This window comes from Yersinia sp. J1, from assembly GCF_050586585.1.
Lineage (GTDB): Bacteria > Pseudomonadota > Gammaproteobacteria > Enterobacterales > Enterobacteriaceae > Yersinia > Yersinia entomophaga.
The window spans coordinates 43,218-62,284 of sequence record NZ_JBOBDP010000010.1 but is presented as its reverse complement, the minus strand read 5'-3'; the positions used below and the strand labels follow the sequence as shown (position 1 = coordinate 62,284).

The window sequence follows — 19,067 nt, the reverse complement described above, 5'->3', positions numbered from 1 at the left end:
AAACTGGCTTTTCAGGCAAAAAAAAACCAGAGACAGTCGCCTGCTCCGGTTTTCTTATTGCCGCAATTTATCAGATATCGATATTTGCTGCTTTTAAGGCGTTTTCTTCGATAAAGGCACGGCGTGGTTCCACTGCATCACCCATCAGAGTGGTAAACAGTTGGTCTGCGGCAATGGCATCTTTCACCATTACGCGTAGCATACGGCGACTTTCTGGGTCCATAGTGGTTTCCCAAAGTTGATCCGGGTTCATTTCCCCCAGACCTTTATAACGCTGAATTGCCAGACCACGGCGGGATTCTTTCACCAGCCAATCCAATGCTTCTTCGAAGCTATCGACCGCGAAACGACGCTCGCCGCGCTCAACGTACGCACCTTCTTCGATCAGGCCACGCAGTTTCTCACCCAGCGTACAAATCTTGCGATATTCACCGCCGTGAATGAATTCGAAGTCCAGATCGTAATCGGTATCAACCCCGTGGGTACGAATGCGCAGAATCGGCTCAAACATCTGACGCTCACGGTTTTCACGAACGATCGAGCTGTAGCTGCTACCGTGCTGTTCATTTTCATTCAGCAAGTTCACCAGAGAATCGATCCACTGCTGTACCGCTTCTTTATTGTCTAAATCGTCTTCCAACAGCGTTGGCTGATAAATCAGGTTATTCAGCAGCGCACGCGGATAACGGCGCTCCATGCGAGTAATGGTTTTCTGCACGCTGTAGTGTTCAGCAACCAGTTTCTCCAATGGTTCGCCAGACATTGCTGGTGCATTAGCGTTGATATGCAGAGCCGCGCCATCCAATGCCAGAGACATTTGATATTGCTCCATCGCATCATCATCTTTGATGTACTGCTCCTGCTTGCCTTTCTTCACTTTATACAGCGGCGGCTGAGCAATAAACACATGGCCACGCTCAATAATTTCCGGCATCTGACGATAGAAGAAGGTCAATAGCAACGTACGGATGTGAGAACCATCGACGTCGGCATCGGTCATGATAATGATGCTGTGATAGCGCAGTTTGTCCGGGTTATATTCATCCCGGCCAATCCCGCAGCCCAGCGCAGTAATCAAGGTAGCGACTTCCTGCGAAGACAGCATCTTATCGAAACGCGCTTTCTCAACGTTAAGAATCTTACCTTTCAGCGGCAGAATCGCCTGATTCTTACGGTTACGGCCTTGTTTAGCCGAACCGCCCGCTGAGTCCCCTTCCACTAAGTAGAGTTCGGACAGCGCCGGATCGCGTTCCTGACAGTCTGCCAATTTGCCCGGCAGACCGGCCAAATCCAACGCGCCTTTACGGCGAGTCATTTCACGAGCTTTACGCGCTGCTTCGCGAGCACGAGCGGCATCAATGATTTTACCGACCACGATTTTGGCGTCGGTTGGGTTTTCCAACAGATATTCGACCAGCTTCTCATTCATCAGCGTTTCAACCGCGGTTTTCACTTCGGAAGAAACCAGCTTGTCTTTGGTCTGAGAGGAGAACTTAGGATCGGGAACTTTTACCGAAACTACGGCGATCAGGCCTTCACGAGCATCGTCGCCGGTAGCGCTGATTTTCGCTTTTTTGCTGTAGCCTTCTTTATCCATATAGCTGTTCAGGGTACGGGTCATCGCCGTACGGAAACCAACCAAATGGGTACCGCCATCCCGCTGAGGAATGTTGTTGGTAAAGCAGTAGATGTTTTCCTGGAAACCATCGTTCCACTGCAACGCCACTTCCACGCCAATATCGTCTTTTACCGTAGAGAAATAAAAGACTTTTGGGTGAATCGGGTTTTTGTTCTTGTTCAGGTACTCGACAAACGCCTTGATCCCACCTTCGTAATGGAAGTGGTCTTCTTTATCGTTACGCTTATCTTTCAACTTAATGGAAACGCCTGAGTTCAGGAATGACAGCTCGCGCAGGCGTTTCGCCAGAATTTCATACTGGAATTCAGTATTATTGGTAAAGGTCTGGAAACTCGGCCAGAAACGTACCATGGTGCCGGTTTGTTCGGTTTCACCGACAACTTTCAGCGGCCCCTGTGGCTCACCCATTTTATAAGTTTGCTCGTGAACTTTACCTTCACGACGAATGACCAATTCCAATTTTTCAGAAAGGGCGTTGACAACCGAAACCCCAACGCCGTGCAGACCACCAGACACTTTATAGGAGTTATCATCAAACTTACCGCCGGCGTGAAGCACGGTCATGATGACCTCTGCCGCGGAAACCCCTTCTTCTTCATGCAGACCGGTAGGAATACCACGGCCGTCATCCTGTACGGATACGGAGTTATCGGCGTGAATAGTCACCTGAATTTCTTTACAGTGACCCGCGAGGGCTTCGTCGATAGCGTTGTCCACAACCTCGAATACCATGTGGTGCAGACCGGTACCGTCATCAGTATCACCGATATACATGCCCGGACGCTTACGAACCGCATCCAGCCCTTTTAATACCTTGATACTTGAGGAGTCATAAGTATTCGACATCAACGTTTCTCGCTCATCTTTAATCCTGTGGTTGAACCTCTATTTTGCCATGTTCCACTCGGAACATCTTGCCCTTTTCACCTACCATGTCGGTTACTTGTTCAGCGCTAACCGCACTGACAAAAACCTGTGCCTGGGTGGCTTTCAAACGCTCAGCCAATAAACGGCGTCGGCCGGTGTCCAGTTCAGAAGCAAAATCGTCAAGCAGATACAGGCAACGCCGCCCGCTCTGTCGGGTGAGAAACTCACCCTGCGCTAACCGCAGCGCGCACATCAGCAGTTTTAGCTGACCGCGCGATAGCAAATCTTCTACCGGCGTACCCTCGGCCCGAATGCGGAAATCCGCTTTATGCGGGCCGACGGCGGTATAGGTTAGCGCTCTGTCACGCTCAAACTGGCGTTCCAGCAACTCACCGTAGTCGCTCTCTTTGTCCCAGCCACGCTGGAAAGAGAAACTCAGGGCGAACTCTGGCAGGAACAGGGCGCATGTCGCAGCAATATCTGCGGCAATGGCGTCACTGTATGCCGCTCGCCATTCGCTAATACGCTCAGCCAGCGGGATAATTTCCTGATCCCAAGGCCGTATTTGCGCATAGCGATTCACCTGGCGCAGCGCGGCGTTGCGCTGCTTAAGTAACCTTTTCAGGTTGCTCCAGGCAGTAAAGAAACCGGGTTCATTATGAAAGCAACCCCAGTCTAAAAAAGCGCGCCGAAACTTCGGCCCGCCGTTCAATAAGGTAAAACCTTCTGGCGTGATCAGCTGCATTGGCAACATTTGCGCCAGCTCAGCCACTTTATGGCCGTCACTGCCATCAATCCGCACTTTACTGTCGCCCTGGCGACTCTTGCTTAACCCAACGGACAACTCACGCTCACCGCCGTCTACCCGCCCATGTAATACAAACTCAGGACAGTCATGGCGAATCACTCTTCCTGCCTGTAGGCTACGAAAAGCCCTACCATGACCAAGGGTATATACTGCTTCGAGTACGCTGGTTTTGCCGCTGCCATTGGGGCCGACGAGAAAATTAAATCCCGCGGCCGGTGCCAGATCTGCAGATTCGATATTACGAAAATCTTTTATCAGTAAACGCGTCAAAGCCATGAAGCTGGTTCTTATTCTTATGATCGAGGACGTCATTATCGCCGGCAGACTGGATGTGAGCAGAGTTCAGCCTCATCCATGCAGGCAAATAGACAGCCCGATAAATACTACAAACGCATTGGCATGACTACGTAAGCCGCCGCCTGACTCGCGCTATCTTCAATCTGTACGCTTGAAGTCGAATCCGTTAGCAATAGGCGAACATCTTCACATTTCAAAGCGTTAAGCACATCCAGTACGTAGCTGACGTTGAAACCGATTTCCATTTCCTCGCCTTCATAGCTAACGTCCAGAATCTCTTCGGCTTCTTCCTGCTCAGGGTTGTTTGCCGTGATCTTGAGCTGATTATGGCTAACATAGAGGCGAACACCGCGGAATTTCTCATTCGATAAAATAGCGGCGCGGGCGAAGGCCTGCTTCAGCAAATCACAGCCTGCTTCCAGCGTTTTATCCGGATTCTTCGGCAATACACGGCGATAATCAGGGAAACGGCCGTCAACCAGCTTGGAAGTGAAAATAAAATCACCCACGTGAGCACGAATGTTGTTACTGCCAATTTGCAGACGCAGTGGCGTGTCGCCGCCGTCCAGCAATCGAACCAGTTCCATGACCCCTTTACGCGGCACGATCACCGAATGTGAAGGCAAAGTCTGGCCAATAGGCATTGAGCACACCGCCAAGCGATGGCCGTCGGTGGCTACGGTGCGCAGTTCTTCACCTTCGGTTTCAAACAGCATACCGTTCAAGTAGTAACGCACATCCTGATGGGCCATTGAAAACTGGGTTGACTCAATCAGACGCTTCATCGTGGCCTGAGGCAGCATAAATTCTACCTCACTTTGCCAGTCATCCAGATTCGGAAAATCAGCGGCAGGCAGCGTAGACAACGAGAATCGGCTGCGACCAGAACGCACCAGCAGGCGATCGCCATCCAGCGCCACGGTAATTTCAGCCCCTTCCGGCAACCCACGCCAGATATCAAAAAACTTCCGCGCAGGCACGGTCGTTGCGCCCTGTTCATGGGAGTGGGACAAGGCGACTCGCGCCACCATTTCCATTTCCAGATCGGTACCGGTCAGCAGCAAAGAGCCTTCCGTGACTTGCAGCAACAGATTGCCCAGAATTGGCAACGTCGGACGTCCACCCAGCGGGCTACTGACCTGTTGCAGGGGTTTTAGCAGATGCTCACGTTCAATGATAAATTTCATAGCGCTAGGAGGATAATGTTCTGATTAAGTTAGAGAAATCTTCTTTGATGTCGTGACTTTCTTCACGCAACTGCTCAATTTTCCGGCAGGCGTGCAACACCGTGGTGTGGTCGCGGCCACCAAACGCATCGCCGATTTCAGGCAGGCTGTGGTTGGTTAGCTCTTTGGCCAATGCCATCGCCATTTGGCGTGGGCGAGCCACCGAACGAGAACGCCGTTTGGAGAGCAGGTCTGCGACCTTGATTTTATAATACTCGGCCACTGTCTTCTGAATATTATCGATAGTGACCAGTTTTTCCTGTAACGCCAGCAAATCACGCAGCGCTTCACGCACAAAATCAATGGTAATGGCGCGTCCGGTAAAGTTCGCGTTGGCAATGACGCGGTTCAGCGCCCCTTCCAGCTCACGAACGTTAGAACGCAGGCGTTTGGCAATAAAGAACGCCACTTCTCCTGGCAGACGAATATCATTTTCATCCGCTTTTTTCATCAGGATCGCAACGCGGGTTTCCAGCTCCGGCGGCTCAATGGCGACCGTCAAACCCCAACCAAAGCGTGATTTCAGACGATCTTCCACGCCATTTATCTCTTTCGGGTAGCGATCCGAAGTCAAAATGATTTGTTGATTACCTTCAAGCAAGGCGTTGAAAGTATGGAAGAACTCTTCTTGTGAACGCTCTTTATTGGCAAAGAACTGGATATCATCGATCAGTAACGCATCTACTGAACGATAATAACGCTTAAATTCTTCAATTGCGTTGTTTTGCAACGCTTTTACCATGTCCTGCACAAAGCGTTCGGAATGCATGTAAACCACTTTGGCATTGGCTTTACGCGCCATGATGCCATTCCCCACCGCGTGTAACAGGTGAGTTTTACCCAAGCCGGTGCCGCCGTAGAGGAATAGCGGGTTATAGGCACCACCCGGATTATCCGCAACCTGACGGGCTGCCGCGCGGGCCAGCTGGTTAGATTTACCTTCAACAAAGTTATCGAAAGTGTGCTTAGGGTTGACGTTAGAGCGATAAGAAAGCTCTGGCTGCGCCGGTGAGCTGTCCCAACTCGGACGCATCGGCGCACTGCGAATCACCGGAGCGGCGGGCGCACTGACGCTGGCGGCGGTAACCGGTTGATTCTGTGTTTGCACCATGGGTTTGCTGCCAACTTCAAAGCGAAGCAAGGGTACGTTTGTACCGCAGAAGTCATTAAGCAAACCATTGATATTGTTTAAGTACTTATCACGTACCCAGTCCAAAACAAAACGATTAGGTGCGTAAAGCGCCAGAGTATTGTCACTCAGTTCCGCCTGTAGGGGGCGTATCCACATACTAAATTCTGTGGCAGGTAACTCATCCTGCAATCGGGCAAGACACTGCTGCCAAAGCGAAAGTGACACGGCGGACTCCACTCGAACAAGATCAATAAAAGAAAGAAATCAGGATATTGTGTAAATCATCGTTTTTGACACACGCCAATTGGCCTGTAGCAGGCCGAAGCGACATGCGAACCGTTTTTACGGTTGTTTTTTTACGATTAACATCCCCCCACGATCCCAGAGTAGAGATCGCGATCGGAATGGCGGATCATAGCGCAAAAGGAGCAATAGATCCTCCCCTTCCTCACAGATTAGATCCTTTTTATCCACAGGTGTGGCTTGACAAACAAGTGTAACCCACCGCGCCGCATTTGGTTGAGCACATCAGCATTAATCAAGAAAAATTTCAGACTTTCCTGAAATAACCCACAGCCTGCCCACAATCCGATCCCCTGATGAGAACAAAGGATCTTGATGCGATCCTTGCGATTTATCAGGGAGTCCGTATAATCCTCAGCCCTACGTGTGATGCCTGTTTTCCAGATGGCTTTGGCCAAACGGAATACTTCGGTAAACACGGGCAGGCTCCTTGGTAAACTCCCGGTTTGGAAAACTTCCTTACTGGCTTGCGCAATGTGAATTGACTCAGGACTGTACAATTATTACAATCCCGCTTCTTTATATGTTGCGATTGAGGCGTCGGTGGTCTTCACTCCGAGCAGCCAAACGCGTTTACTGAATCAGTAATAATTTTAAGTTTAGGTAGAAATCGCTATGAAACGCACTTTCCAACCGTCCGTATTGAAGCGCAACCGTAGCCACGGTTTCCGTGCTCGTATGGCCACCAAAAATGGTCGTCAAGTTCTGGCTCGCCGTCGTGCGAAAAGCCGTTCTCGTCTGACTGTTTCTAAGTAATAAAGCTAACCGACTGAGTGGTTAAGCTCGCTTTCCCTAGGGAGTTACGTTTGTTAACTCCCAGTCATTTCACTTTCGTCTTCCAGCAGCCACAACGGGCTGGCACGCCGCAAATCACCATCCTCGGCCGCCTGAACGAGCTGGGGCATCCCCGCATCGGTCTTACCGTCGCCAAAAAACATGTCAAACGTGCTCACGAACGTAACCGGATAAAACGCTTAACACGCGAAAGCTTCCGGCTGCATCAGCACACGTTACCGTCTATGGATTTTGTGGTGTTGGTTAAAAAAGGTGTGGCTGACCTTGATAACCGTGCGTTGTCGGAAGCTTTGGAAAAATTATGGCGCCGCCACTGTCGCCAGGCTCCCGCATCCTGATCGGCCTGATTAGGGGCTATCAGCTCGTAATCAGTCCGCTGTTGGGGCCACGCTGTCGTTTCCATCCGACGTGCTCTCATTACGGAATTGAGGCATTGCGCCGGTTTGGCATGATAAAAGGCAGTTGGTTAACGCTGAAACGCGTATTAAAATGCCACCCTTTGAACCCAGGTGGCGATGATCCCGTGCCGCCGAAACCCGACGATAACAGAGAACACTAACGATGGATTCGCAACGCAATCTTCTCCTCATCGCGCTGCTGTTCGTGTCTTTCATGATCTGGCAAGCATGGCAAGTGGATAACAACCCACAAACCGCCGCCCAGACCACGCAACAGACTTCGAACGCAGCTAACGGTGATACCGCAAGCCAGGCCGTGCCAGCCAGTGGCCAAGGCCAATTGATCACGGTTAAAACTGATGTGCTGTCTCTGACCATTAATACACGTGGTGGTGACATTGAGCAGGCTAACCTGCTGGCTTACCCGGATTCTCTGGGTTCAGACAAAACATTTGAGCTGTTGGAAACCACGCCAGCCTTTGTTTATCAGGCGCAAAGTGGCCTGACAGGCAAGAATGGCCCGGACAACCCGGCAAACGGCGAACGTCCGCTGTTTGAAGTGGCGCAAAACAGCTTTGTGCTGGCTGACGGTCAGGATGAACTGCGTATCCCTCTGACCTTTACCGGCAAAGATGGCTCGGTCTTTACGAAAACGTTCATCGTTAAACGTAACGATTACGCAATTGGCGTGGATTACCACGTTAAAAACGCCTCTGCCGCACCGCTGGAATTGACGTTATTTGGGCAATTGAAGCAAAGCATCAACCTGCCTAAACACCGTGATACCGGTAGCAATAACTTCGCACTGCACACTTATCGCGGCGCGGCGTACTCCTCTGATCAAGATAATTATCAGAAGTATGCTTTCGATAAAATCGAAAAAGAACCGCTGAATATCACCACCAAAGGTGGCTGGGTTGCGATGTTGCAGCAGTATTTTGCAACCGCGTGGATTCCAGCGGCTAACGAAACTAACACCTTCTATTCTGCCGATCTGGGCAATGGACTGGCGGCTATCGGTTTCAAAGGTGCGCCTGTTGTCGTACAACCGGGTGAACAGAAACAGCTGGGAGCAACCCTGTGGGTTGGCCCGGAAATTCAGGACAAAATGGCCGCTATCGCGCCGCATCTTGACCTGACTGTTGACTACGGCTGGCTATGGTTTATCTCTCAGCCACTGTTCAAACTGCTGAAGTTCATTCACGGTTTTGTCGGTAACTGGGGCTTCTCCATCATTGTCATCACCTTTATCGTGCGTGGTATCATGTACCCGCTGACGAAGGCGCAGTACACTTCGATGGCGAAGATGCGTATGTTGCAGCCTAAACTGGCCGCGATGCGTGAGCGAATCGGCGACGATAAGCAACGTATGAGCCAGGAAATGATGGCGCTGTACAAAGCTGAGAAAGTGAATCCTCTGGGCGGCTGCTTACCGTTGATCATCCAGATGCCAATCTTCCTGGCCTTGTACTACATGCTGATGAGTTCCGTTGAGCTGCGCCATGCGCCGTTTATCCTGTGGATCCATGATTTATCGGCGCAAGACCCGTACTACATCCTGCCGATTCTGATGGGTATAACCATGTACTTCATCCAGAAGATGTCACCGACTACCGTGACTGACCCGATGCAGCAGAAGATCATGACCTTTATGCCGGTAATTTTCACAGTGTTCTTCCTGTGGTTCCCAGCAGGTCTGGTACTGTACTATATCGTCAGTAACTTGGTGACCATCCTTCAGCAGCAGTTGATTTACCGTGGCCTGGAAAAACGTGGCTTACACAGCCGCGACAAAAAGAAATAATGTGTATCGGTAATCATCTGTAGTAATAGCCTAAGGCGGTCAATTGACCGCCTTATTCTTTTTTAGTAGAAACCACTTTTACGCCGTCCAAGAGAGAGATAACCATGAGCGCAACGGATACGATCGTCGCACAAGCTACCCCACCGGGACGCGGTGGCGTTGGCATTTTACGTGTTTCAGGCCGTGCCGTGGCGGCCGTCGCCGAGGCAGTTTTGGGTAAATTACCCAAGCCGCGTTATGCCGACTATTTGCCTTTCCGCGATGCCGACGGCACCACGCTGGATCAGGGTATAGCTCTCTACTTCCCCGGCCCGAATTCTTTCACCGGCGAGGACGTGCTTGAATTACAAGGGCATGGTGGCCCTGTAATACTGGATTTATTGCTTAAACGCGTCTTGGCCCTGCCAGGCGTGCGTATTGCTCGCCCGGGGGAATTTTCCGAACGTGCGTTTCTCAATGACAAACTGGATTTGGCACAGGCGGAGGCTATCGCCGATCTGATCGACGCCAGTTCTGAGCAGGCCGCGCGTTCGGCGGTCAACTCGCTACAAGGCGCTTTTTCAGTCCGAATTCATCAACTGGTGGAAGCACTCACTCACTTGCGAATCTATGTGGAAGCTGCGATTGATTTTCCTGATGAGGAAATCGACTTTCTTTCTGATGGCAAAATAGAAGGCCAGTTGAACGGCGTAATGCGTGATCTGGAAAACGTACGCGCCGAGGCTCGTCAAGGCAGCCTGCTGCGAGAAGGGATGAAAGTGGTCATCGCTGGTCGCCCAAATGCAGGAAAATCCAGTCTTCTCAATGCATTAGCAGGACATGAAGCCGCCATTGTTACAGACATCGCCGGTACCACCCGCGACGTGCTGCGGGAACATATTCATATCGACGGTATGCCGCTACATATTATTGATACCGCTGGCTTACGGGAAGCAAGCGACGAAGTAGAGCGAATTGGTATCGAACGTGCTTGGAACGAGATCGAACAGGCTGACAGAGTGCTGTTTATGGTCGATGGCACAACCACTGATGCTACTGAACCTGCGACAATCTGGCCAGAGTTTATGGCTCGTTTGCCCGCAACATTACCGATTACCGTCGTACGTAATAAAGCCGATGTGACAGGCGAGACGCTTGGTTTAACCGAAGTGAATGGTTACTCACTTATTCGTTTATCAGCCCGAACCGGCGACGGAATTGACCTGCTGAGAGATCACTTAAAACAAAGCATGGGGTTCACCAGCAATACCGAAGGGGGCTTCCTGGCTCGGCGCCGCCATTTACAGGCGCTGGAAGCCGCTGCACAGCATCTGGTTCAAGGTCATGAGCAACTGGTTGGCGCACAGGCTGGCGAGCTTCTGGCTGAGGAGTTACGCCTTGCTCAACAATCACTTAGCGAAATAACCGGTGAATTCAGCTCTGATGATTTGCTGGGCCGAATTTTCTCAAGTTTCTGTATCGGTAAATAATCAAAACCGAATCGGGCTAAGCCAAATACAGTGCTTATCCCGATAATTTATGATGGCATTTTATTCAGAGGCCATCATAAAGATCAAAGAACATTGCAATAAGTGGTGAGTGAGCACTCACCCCTTACAGAGTTCTAGCTAATAAAGGCGCTCAATCGGCAAAAGCATACTTTTACCTCATCTACTCCCTATCGCGCTGCTGCTATTGCGCCCTTAAATTAAGGTTATTTATAATTGACGGTGAAAGTAGCCGTAGTCATCAGACTGCCAGCAGCAATTCTATTCTCGGTTTGATAGAATCTGGCCTTATAGGGCAGTTGGGTTAAAGTAGAGAGACTCCCAAGCGGTTGTTCTGTATCAAAAACCAAAGGAGCATCCCGCTCAACTATTTGAATGCCCACCCCCGCTGAAGTAGATGTCGAATCCGCTTTGATGACGCCGTTGCTACTTCCACCCTGCCAGATAATAGTCGCTTGAACCCCTCCACTACACTGCACTTCAATATCAAAACTTCGCTCACCGCTAGTGCTGCCGACACCTTTAAAGGTATTTTTCAATACAGCGCCCATTGGAACATCAATTTGGGGCGTCCTGACTTCACAGGTTTTTGCCGTTACTTTAAAACTGGGAATTTCGTAGCTAAATAAAATCTCATCGGTATTGAATCCCTTCTCATCCTGACGAGCTAATATTATTTTTATTGGATTAACCACACCAGATTCGGCATTCTTATCAACTGATATATAAAATTTACCGGTGAAGTTTTTTCTGACACCGATCCCTCTCATACTACCAACATTCATTTCCTGAGGGCTTAAATTATTTGGTTGGAGGCTCCACTTTATTTTCACTCCTAACAGATTGGTATCAAAATAATTATTTATGCCAATACTAGACACACCCAGCATAGACTTAACATAAATTCCCTGATGGGTTTTCCCCGGACAATTTACGTTAATTCCACTTACAGTTTTAACTATTATTTTCGGTGAATGAGCCATATCTCGACGAATAGAAATATCATCAAAATTAACTACCCCTACAGCTCTGTTAGCGTTACATACAGGGGATTTTGCAGCTTTCGCTCCATTTAAATAACTACAAAAAATAATAGATATAACTAACATCAATCCTGTTTTATTATATTTTCGGCTAAGAAAAATATAATTAATAGAAGCAAACATAAAAAATCCTTTTAATAACGACACTGGGCCACAAGCCGTAAAACACCTGATTTATCTGACATCTTTGATAAATCTAACTTTGCATAACAGTGCTGAGCAGGCTCTTTTCCCCATTGCACCTTTATTTCCGCATTTTCTGGAACGGCGTTTAAGTACAACTCACCTTCATCACCAACAATTCCACTGCTATCACCGTTTACCAACGTGGCACTGGAACCAAAAGGTACAGGCTTATTATCACTAAGTAATGTCACCAGTATTCGGTGCCCCTGCCGGACGCGAAAATCAGCGGCAACCACCGCGCCACGGGTTGGTACAACTTGCTGCACTGACTCATCCAAATCGAGGCCGTCAGCCAGTCCTTCTGTATCTAAAGCCACGCGGTTATAGGCATAAGGTTCAATAGACGGAATAACTGCATAACCTCTCGAATCAGTTTTAATGCCTCTCTGATTTAATATTTTTGCTTCCGCAGCGCCTTCTGCTCTAACCAATGCCACCGTCTCCCCTAAAGATTGAGAGAAAGTAATACCATCACGGTGAGCAACAATACCGCCCGATAATCCGTAATTTAGCATTCTGCTATTATCGCTATGGCTATATGCCATATTCATGCGTCCAGCATTATGAACATATTCCAACGACGCGCCGGCGCTGGTTGTCGCATAATTATTACTTTGATCCATGCGGATACCGTATAACAGCGCACGATCTTCCAAAGCACTTCCATTAAACGCTACCTGTTGTGTTCCCTGTCCACGATCGTTTCTATTAATACCGTAGGTTAGGGTTCCATTTGATATCCATTTATCCAAAGGAATAGAAACGTTAAAAGAAACCTGTTTATCCCTGGCGGCGGTATTTTCACGACTATCGCTATAAGAAAGGTTTAATCCATATCCAATACCCGCGCGATTAATAGTATATCCGGCGGATAATGATTGGTTTTTTCCCTGCTTTCCCCAGTAGTCCTGCTGGTTGGCTGACAAATAAACACTGCCCAAATCACCCATTCCCTGATTTAGAGTTAACTGTATTTGGCTACGTTTATTTAGCCCAGCGTTAACTGATTTTTTCGCTGTATATTCGTTTGCTTCCGCAAATGAGTAGTAGCCCGATGTAGAATAGCGATAGCCAGCTAACGTCAGCGAAGTTCCCGTGGTTTCAATACTTTTTGCATATTGAATACGATAAGACTGCCCTTGTTTACGCTGATTATCTTTCAGTCTGGCATCGGCCAGAGTCGTATCCAGAGAGATAGCACCGAAATTACCTAAGCCGAGTCCAAATCCGGTATTTAACGCGCGATAATTATCAGCAGCCTGTATACCAGAAAGTAAACTGACTCGATTAGAAAGCCCATAAATAAAGGAGCCTTCACCAAAATAAGGCTGATAAATATTGGCCCCAGAACTTCTGTAACGGCCAAAAGTTACCTGGTATTTTAATTGCCCTTCTCTTTGCATCATCGGCACTGAAGAGAATGGCTGGACAAATTTACGCTGTTGCCCGTTCTTTTCGGTGATCGTAACCTCTAAATCTCCGGAACCAGAAGTTGAATAGAGATCGGATATAACAAACGGCCCAGGCGGCACATAACCTTCATAAATAACATAATTATTTTGGCGAACCGTTACCCGAGCGTTGGTTTGAGCGATACCACGAATAATGGGTGCGAAACCTCGCTGGCTTCCTGGCAGCATTAAACTATCGGATGAAATGGATGCACCCGTGAACTGTATACTGTTAAATACATCCCCGTCAGTGAAAGCTTCACCGAGAATCATTTGGCTCTTTAACCGATGAATATCTCGCTGAACGTAACTGTTAATAGATGAGAAACGGCTCCCCCCCTTATTTTCTTCAGAGTCATGACTATAGGTAGATTGGTTTCTGATACGCCAGGAACCAATATTAATTCCACTTCGTACATTTAAAAAATAGCTTTGGTTTTTACTTGTTCCATTATGATTATCCGAGCCGGTTAAATCATAGTTCACTAAAAATGAAGACAGCCCCTGTTGCCATAAATGCGATGAAACGGCATCTCTGACCTGAACATCTAGCGCAGCCTGCGGGATGCTGATATCCAAACGTTGAGAATAAAAATCAAAAACAACAGACGCCTGAGGAATATATTCTTTAAGGTCATCAATAATATGTTTTGAAGGAAGATCACTCAGCGTCGGAGTTGACGATATTTTTACGCCAAAGCGGCGGAGGTCATCCACGGTTAACTGTGGTAATAATGCTTTATCCGCCGTCTGAATAAATCTGACCCGCCTGGTTTCTTTCTCATTTCCGTTAAGAAATATAACCACCTGATACTCACCGGGTAATTGACCACCAGAGTTTGAAAAAGCGCTTAAATCAATAACAGCTTGCTCTGCATCACTTAACTCCAACGCAGATAATCGAAAATGGTCTTGCGCCAGAACCGAAGATGATAAGCATAAAAAAAAGGCTGAAATGAGCGTACAAAATAATAACTTTAGCGCACCTGGATTTATATTTAACATAATACTTTTCAGCCTCCTGCTGATCGTTCATCTTCCTTTTACCGCAGTTTTTGAGTGATCTCCGGGCTGACACCACCGTAGCTATTAATGCTGCTCCACTTTACGGCACAACCCGCTAAGCCCGATGGAAGTAAGAAGTGGGAAACACCCTGCGGAGCTATCATGTCCGCGCCTGCCAAAGCTTTACCATTAACCCTAATTTGTCCTAGAGTGACGTAATAATTGCTGGGGTTTTTCACCTCAAGCTGGTTACCAATACGACGAAACATCAATGATTTATAAGCCTCTTCCGCATCTCCAATGATGCCTTTAGGCCGGTAAAACAGTTTGATCCTCGTTTTAACCGCTATTAATAAAGTACTTTGTTCATTTTCTTGCACCGAAGGAATAGATTTCACATTCAGGTAAAACACCGATTCCCTATCTTCCGGTAAGTGACCACCGGTGCGCACAATTCTGAGCGTACTTTCTTTACCTGCATCCAAACGAAATAATGGAGGCGTCACGACAAAGGGAGGTTTCTCACCTTTTGTATTGCTATTGATAAAGGATTGAATTAAATAAGGCTTTGTTTCATCGGAATTAATTACCGAGATTGACGCCTCTTTTTTATTTCCATCATAGATAACTCGTGTTCCTCCAACGGTGACACCTGCCCAAGCCGGATATATGAATAACATTGATAATATCAACGTTATTTTCCTAATAAAAAGACACAAATTAAATAAATCATTTATTTTAGATTTCATAACAACTGTCCATGGTGTTAATTATCCCTGGCAAATAGCCATCACAATTCGCCTGCTGCCAGGGAATAAATTTTTATGAAAATTAATTTATATTTTTATTTATAAGAAATGTCGAAGTTTAGAGTAGCCTCTGCCTTTCCTGCTACGCCAGATTGACCATTAGCGACATAAGCGACTTTAAAAGGAATGTTTACATTAGCGCTATTAATAGCATCCGGGTATTCATAGCTAGCTGAATTTAAAGATATTTGATTTCCATCTTTGTCGTAAAGACCTATACCGATCCCTTCAGCGCCTGTTGCATCTAATTTTAACAACTTGTCGTCCTCGAGATCTGCCGTACCGGTAAAAGCGATAGACATAAGAACCGGAGCTCCAGTAACAACCGGGCAACCCGTTAATTTAATATCGAAATCTCTCTCACTTCCGCTAACTTTATCGCCTTTATTTTTTATCTCGCTTTTTAAAAATGCGCCCATTGGGACAGAAAGTGCTGATCCGCCAGAAATGGTACAGGTTGTTTCCATAATTTTACCGGTAAATTTTACCGTTCCGTTTGTTACCCCATAAGTCGTGCTACTTAAAGACATCAACGTCCCAGTAATTAATGATAAAACCACCCTTCTTTTCATTTACATCTCCTTGACAAATAAAATAAATATCCATTTTTTAAACTTCAAAATAAAAGCGTAAATAATTTATGACAAAAACAACTTTCCAGTACAGATATAAATCTGTACTGAGATAACAATGACAAATAACTTAAAAAACCAGAATAAAATTTTCGATAAAAACAAGAAATAAGAGCTTTAAATAGCTCCTATGTTTTTACTTTTAAATAACCATTAGCGATTTGTAAAATCCATTTACTTTCTTAATTAAGATTCCATCCTTAGCCTTTTAATTAATATCTTTTAAGGAGAAAATTATATGGGATTTTATGACTCAGATCAAACTTTAATCTATTTACAGTAAAACAAGAAAATGACTTAAGTTAAATTGTTTTTTTACAATAAGTTAAAGTTTAAAGTAAATAATTCTTTACACTTAGAAGTTAATTATCTCTACCTTCATCTGGTCTGGCCTGTGGGAATTTTCTGCTTTATTTAATTAATAATCTCCCAAAACTTAATCATCTTTGTTATCTATTCCGATATAAAATGAAATAACCTACTTTATTAGTATATTTATTTCGAGCTATTAACCTGTTTAAACCGAGGTATTATCCTTAAAAAAACCAGATAACCACATTATTTATATGTGTAACATTAGATAATGTCTCATCTACTCATGCTAAGAAAACCTTGTTTTTCTTCATTTCTCCCACTGGATCTAATAGCCGGGATAACTGAGTATTCTTCAGTTACATCCACCGAGGAGCCTTGTTTTGATGGCAATATCAATGAGTAAACTCTCTCAATCCAACCTTTCCTGATTGAAGTTATTGATGGCTGCACTAAGTTACTAAGTTACTAAGTTACTAAGTTACTAAGTTACTAAGTTATAGACATCCATTTTGCTCAAAGAATACAGCTCTACTGTTGCAAGCCAATTAACGTTTTTTTAGATTATTATTAGTACGATAGAAACAGCATGACCCTTTTTATTATCAAACCCAAGCCTTACACCAAGTCACTCTTAGGTAGCGATATTTTTATTGATATTCAGCAAGATAAGCAGACAAATACCTATTGTTTAATTCGAGTAAGCAAGCCTAATCTAGTTCAAGACAATATTATTTCACCAATTAACAGGAGTGAGTCATGTCACAGCAGCCGCTTAAACTTGTTACCTTACTGGGTAGTCTGCGTTCCGGTTCCTATAACGCTATGGTTGCCAAAGCCTTGCCGCAATTAGCTCCCGCTGGAGTGACTATCGAGGCCCTGCCTTCTATCCGCGATATTCCTCTTTATGATGCTGATGTTCAACAGGAAGATGGCATTCCAGCTAGCGTAGAAGCCATTGCAGAGCAAATCCGCCAGGCCGATGGCGTGATCATTGTGACACCAGAATATAACTATTCGGTTCCCGGCGGTTTGAAAAACGCTATCGATTGGCTTTCTCGCCTACAAAACCAGCCCTTGGCTGGCAAACCCGTGTTAATTCAAACGAGTTCAATGGGCCCTATCGGCGGCGCACGCTGCCAATATCACCTGCGCCAGATTTTGGTCTTCCTCGACGCTATGGTGATGAATAAACCAGAATTTATGGGCGGCGTAATTCAGAGCAAAGTCGATGAAGAGCGCAGAGAATTAACCGATCAGGGAACCTTGGATTTTCTGACTAAACAACTCGCCGCGTTCAGCGCTTATATTGAGCGAGTTAGAGTGAAGTAAGCCCCATTTTGCATCAGACCCGGATAAAAAAAGCCCCGATCTCTGCAGATTCGGGGCCATTTTTATTACTCGATCAAATAATTAATGATCGACAAAGGCAATTTTTAGCACAAAGAGTAACGCCACAACGACGACGCAAGGGCTGATTTCACGCCAACGCCCGGTGCCCAGCTTCATTACGCAATATGCGATAAAGCCTAAAGCGATACCTTCAGTGATTGAGAAGCTGAATGGCATCATGGCGGCAGTCACAAAGGCCGGAACCGCTTCGGTTAAATCATCCCATTTCACTCGAGCCAGGCTGGATGTCATCAGAACCCCAACATAAATCAGCGCGCCAGCGGCCGCATAAGCAGGCACCATCCCGGCAAGCGGTGAGATAAAGATCACCAGCAAGAATAGGATACCCACCACAACAGCGGTTAAACCCGTGCGGCCGCCGACGGAAACACCAGAGGAGCTTTCGATATAAGCGGTTACCGAAGAGGTTCCTACCAGCGCCCCTGCTACAGAGCTGATACTGTCGACGTAAAGCGCCTGTTTCATTCGAGGGAACTTGCCGTTTTCATCCGTCAGACCCGCTTTATCTGTTACACCAATCAGCGTGCCAGATGAATCGAAAAGATTAACCAGCATAAAGGAGAAAATGACGCCTGCCAGACCCAGATTCAACGCACCGGCGATATCCACTTGGCCAACAACGCTGGTGACGCTGGGTGGCATGGAGAAAATACCGTGATACTGCACATCGCCCAACGCCCAGCCGATCAGCGTAGTTACGACGATGGATACCAGCACTGCCGCATGGATATTACGCGAAGCCAATACCGCAATGATAAAGAAGCCTAGCGCTCCCAATAGGACGCTGTGGGAGCTCAGATCGCCCACGGCGACTAGTGTGTCCGGATTTGCTACCACGATACCGGCATTTTTCAGACCCATCATCGCGATAAATAGACCAATACCACTGGTAATACCGACACGAAGGCTCAATGGAATGTTGGCAATCATCCAATAGCGGATGCGGAAAATGGTCAATAGCAGGAAACCGATTGCGCCCCAGAAAATAGCGCCCATCGCCACCTGCCATGAAATACCCATAGCGCCAACGACGACAAAAGCGAAGAAGGCGTTCAGCCCCATAGCGGGAGCCAAAGCAACAGGTAAGTTCGCCAATAATCCCATTAAAATACTGCCAAAAGCGGCGATCAAGCAGGTAGTGACAAAAACAGCCTGCACATCCATACCGGCAACCCCAAGGATTTGGGGGTTAACAAAAACGATATAGACCATGGTCAGGAAAGTCGTCATACCGGCGATCAGCTCAGTGCGCGCCGTTGTTCCATGTTGTTTTAGCTTAAATACGCGTTCGAGCATCCCCTGCTCAACATCAAGGTTTGGTTTACTCATTATCAGAGTCCACAATAGGGGGTGAATAGTCGGCTGCTATCCTATAACAAAACGCGTCAATGTTGAGCCGGATCACACTCTTTTTTAGCTATTTTTCGCAGAGGTTTGTATCAAATAGCCCCGTTTTTACG

16 protein-coding genes are annotated in these 19,067 nt (G+C 47.0%); 6 read left to right on the top strand and 10 right to left on the bottom strand.

Features of this window, described 5'->3' with window-relative positions; translation table 11 throughout:
- Positions 1-70 precede the first annotated feature (70 nt).
- The 5 genes from gyrB to ACQ4OC_RS14085 form a co-directional block, all read right to left on the bottom strand.
- Entirely contained in the window at positions 71-2,485 is a 2,415-nt protein-coding gene (gyrB, locus tag ACQ4OC_RS14105) for a DNA topoisomerase (ATP-hydrolyzing) subunit B (RefSeq protein WP_064515941.1), read from the bottom strand.
- Positions 2,486-2,504: 19 nt separating this feature from the next.
- Positions 2,505-3,590 carry a DNA replication/repair protein RecF gene (recF, locus tag ACQ4OC_RS14100; protein ID WP_430971280.1) on the bottom strand — a complete coding sequence of 362 codons (1,086 nt, stop codon included), beginning with the start codon at positions 3,588-3,590 and terminating at the stop codon, positions 2,505-2,507.
- Between the two features lie 107 nt (positions 3,591-3,697).
- Positions 3,698-4,798, bottom strand: coding sequence for a DNA polymerase III subunit beta (gene dnaN / locus ACQ4OC_RS14095; protein WP_064515947.1), 1,101 nt, complete (start codon positions 4,796-4,798; stop codon positions 3,698-3,700).
- 4 nt (positions 4,799-4,802) lie between these two features.
- Positions 4,803-6,194 carry a chromosomal replication initiator protein DnaA gene (gene dnaA / locus ACQ4OC_RS14090; protein ID WP_049597411.1) on the bottom strand — a complete coding sequence of 464 codons (1,392 nt, stop codon included), beginning with the start codon at positions 6,192-6,194 and terminating at the stop codon, positions 4,803-4,805.
- 230 nt (positions 6,195-6,424) lie between these two features.
- Entirely contained in the window at positions 6,425-6,691 is a 267-nt protein-coding gene (locus ACQ4OC_RS14085) for a hypothetical protein (RefSeq protein ID WP_430971279.1), read from the bottom strand.
- A gap of 196 nt (positions 6,692-6,887) precedes the next feature.
- Here ACQ4OC_RS14085 and rpmH point away from each other — a divergent pair, with 196 nt between their 5' ends.
- The 5 genes from rpmH to mnmE all read left to right on the top strand — a co-directional run bounded on the left by rpmH (position 6,888) and on the right by mnmE (position 10,738).
- The gene (rpmH, locus tag ACQ4OC_RS14080; protein ID WP_002220736.1) at positions 6,888-7,028 is read left to right on the top strand and encodes a 50S ribosomal protein L34; all 141 of its coding nucleotides are present in this window, start codon (positions 6,888-6,890) and stop codon (positions 7,026-7,028) included.
- A gap of 17 nt (positions 7,029-7,045) precedes the next feature.
- Complete coding sequence (gene rnpA, locus ACQ4OC_RS14075) at positions 7,046-7,405, top strand: ribonuclease P protein component (protein ID WP_120806532.1); 360 nt, start codon at positions 7,046-7,048, stop codon at positions 7,403-7,405.
- A complete protein-coding gene (gene yidD / locus ACQ4OC_RS14070) occupies positions 7,369-7,626 on the top strand; it encodes a membrane protein insertion efficiency factor YidD (RefSeq protein ID WP_049597413.1) in 258 nt (85 codons plus the stop codon). The genes rnpA and yidD overlap by 37 nt, the downstream gene beginning before the upstream one ends.
- A gap of 2 nt (positions 7,627-7,628) precedes the next feature.
- Positions 7,629-9,269 (top strand): membrane protein insertase YidC, encoded by a 1,641-nt coding sequence (yidC, locus tag ACQ4OC_RS14065; RefSeq protein ID WP_064515951.1) that lies wholly within the window; start codon positions 7,629-7,631, stop codon positions 9,267-9,269.
- Between the two features lie 104 nt (positions 9,270-9,373).
- A complete protein-coding gene (gene mnmE / locus ACQ4OC_RS14060; protein ID WP_064515953.1) occupies positions 9,374-10,738 on the top strand; it encodes a tRNA uridine-5-carboxymethylaminomethyl(34) synthesis GTPase MnmE in 1,365 nt (454 codons plus the stop codon).
- 224 nt (positions 10,739-10,962) lie between these two features.
- On the opposite strand, the gene ACQ4OC_RS14055 is transcribed toward mnmE, so the two are convergent.
- From ACQ4OC_RS14055 to ACQ4OC_RS14040, 4 genes are all read right to left on the bottom strand, one after another.
- A complete protein-coding gene (locus tag ACQ4OC_RS14055; protein ID WP_120806533.1) occupies positions 10,963-11,922 on the bottom strand; it encodes a fimbrial protein in 960 nt (319 codons plus the stop codon).
- Positions 11,923-11,933: 11 nt separating this feature from the next.
- Positions 11,934-14,441 carry a fimbria/pilus outer membrane usher protein gene (locus ACQ4OC_RS14050; protein WP_064515957.1) on the bottom strand — a complete coding sequence of 836 codons (2,508 nt, stop codon included), beginning with the start codon at positions 14,439-14,441 and terminating at the stop codon, positions 11,934-11,936.
- 38 nt (positions 14,442-14,479) lie between these two features.
- Positions 14,480-15,190: a fimbrial biogenesis chaperone gene (locus ACQ4OC_RS14045; protein WP_235600968.1), complete on the bottom strand. Its 711-nt coding sequence runs from the start codon at positions 15,188-15,190 to the stop codon at positions 14,480-14,482.
- A 95-nt stretch (positions 15,191-15,285) separates the two neighbouring features.
- Complete coding sequence (locus tag ACQ4OC_RS14040) at positions 15,286-15,822, bottom strand: fimbrial protein (RefSeq protein WP_064515960.1); 537 nt, start codon at positions 15,820-15,822, stop codon at positions 15,286-15,288.
- A 1,131-nt stretch (positions 15,823-16,953) separates the two neighbouring features.
- Here ACQ4OC_RS14040 and ACQ4OC_RS14035 point away from each other — a divergent pair.
- Complete coding sequence (locus ACQ4OC_RS14035; RefSeq protein WP_064515961.1) at positions 16,954-17,526, top strand: NADPH-dependent FMN reductase; 573 nt, start codon at positions 16,954-16,956, stop codon at positions 17,524-17,526.
- A gap of 81 nt (positions 17,527-17,607) precedes the next feature.
- Here ACQ4OC_RS14035 and ACQ4OC_RS14030 read toward each other — a convergent pair whose 3' ends face one another.
- Positions 17,608-18,936 carry an NCS2 family permease gene (locus ACQ4OC_RS14030; RefSeq protein ID WP_064515965.1) on the bottom strand — a complete coding sequence of 443 codons (1,329 nt, stop codon included), beginning with the start codon at positions 18,934-18,936 and terminating at the stop codon, positions 17,608-17,610.
- Between the last annotated feature and the right edge of the window lie 131 nt (positions 18,937-19,067).

What these genes read in the sequence shown, in the direction of transcription:
- gyrB (WP_064515941.1), bottom strand. Translation starts at nt 2,485, where the DNA reads ATGTCGAATACTTATGACTCCTCAAGTATCAAGGTATTAAAAGGGCTG.
- recF (WP_430971280.1), bottom strand. Translation starts at nt 3,590, where the DNA reads ATGGCTTTGACGCGTTTACTGATAAAAGATTTTCGTAATATCGAATCT.
- dnaN (WP_064515947.1), bottom strand. Translation starts at nt 4,798, where the DNA reads ATGAAATTTATCATTGAACGTGAGCATCTGCTAAAACCCCTGCAACAG.
- rpmH (WP_002220736.1), top strand. Translation starts at nt 6,888, where the DNA reads ATGAAACGCACTTTCCAACCGTCCGTATTGAAGCGCAACCGTAGCCAC.
- yidD (WP_049597413.1), top strand. Translation starts at nt 7,369, where the DNA reads ATGGCGCCGCCACTGTCGCCAGGCTCCCGCATCCTGATCGGCCTGATT.
- yidC (WP_064515951.1), top strand. Translation starts at nt 7,629, where the DNA reads ATGGATTCGCAACGCAATCTTCTCCTCATCGCGCTGCTGTTCGTGTCT.
- mnmE (WP_064515953.1), top strand. Translation starts at nt 9,374, where the DNA reads ATGAGCGCAACGGATACGATCGTCGCACAAGCTACCCCACCGGGACGC.
- ACQ4OC_RS14055 (WP_120806533.1), bottom strand. Translation starts at nt 11,922, where the DNA reads ATGTTTGCTTCTATTAATTATATTTTTCTTAGCCGAAAATATAATAAA.
- ACQ4OC_RS14050 (WP_064515957.1), bottom strand. Translation starts at nt 14,441, where the DNA reads ATGTTAAATATAAATCCAGGTGCGCTAAAGTTATTATTTTGTACGCTC.
- ACQ4OC_RS14045 (WP_235600968.1), bottom strand. Translation starts at nt 15,190, where the DNA reads ATGAAATCTAAAATAAATGATTTATTTAATTTGTGTCTTTTTATTAGG.
- ACQ4OC_RS14040 (WP_064515960.1), bottom strand. Translation starts at nt 15,822, where the DNA reads ATGAAAAGAAGGGTGGTTTTATCATTAATTACTGGGACGTTGATGTCT.
- ACQ4OC_RS14035 (WP_064515961.1), top strand. Translation starts at nt 16,954, where the DNA reads ATGTCACAGCAGCCGCTTAAACTTGTTACCTTACTGGGTAGTCTGCGT.
- ACQ4OC_RS14030 (WP_064515965.1), bottom strand. Translation starts at nt 18,936, where the DNA reads ATGAGTAAACCAAACCTTGATGTTGAGCAGGGGATGCTCGAACGCGTA.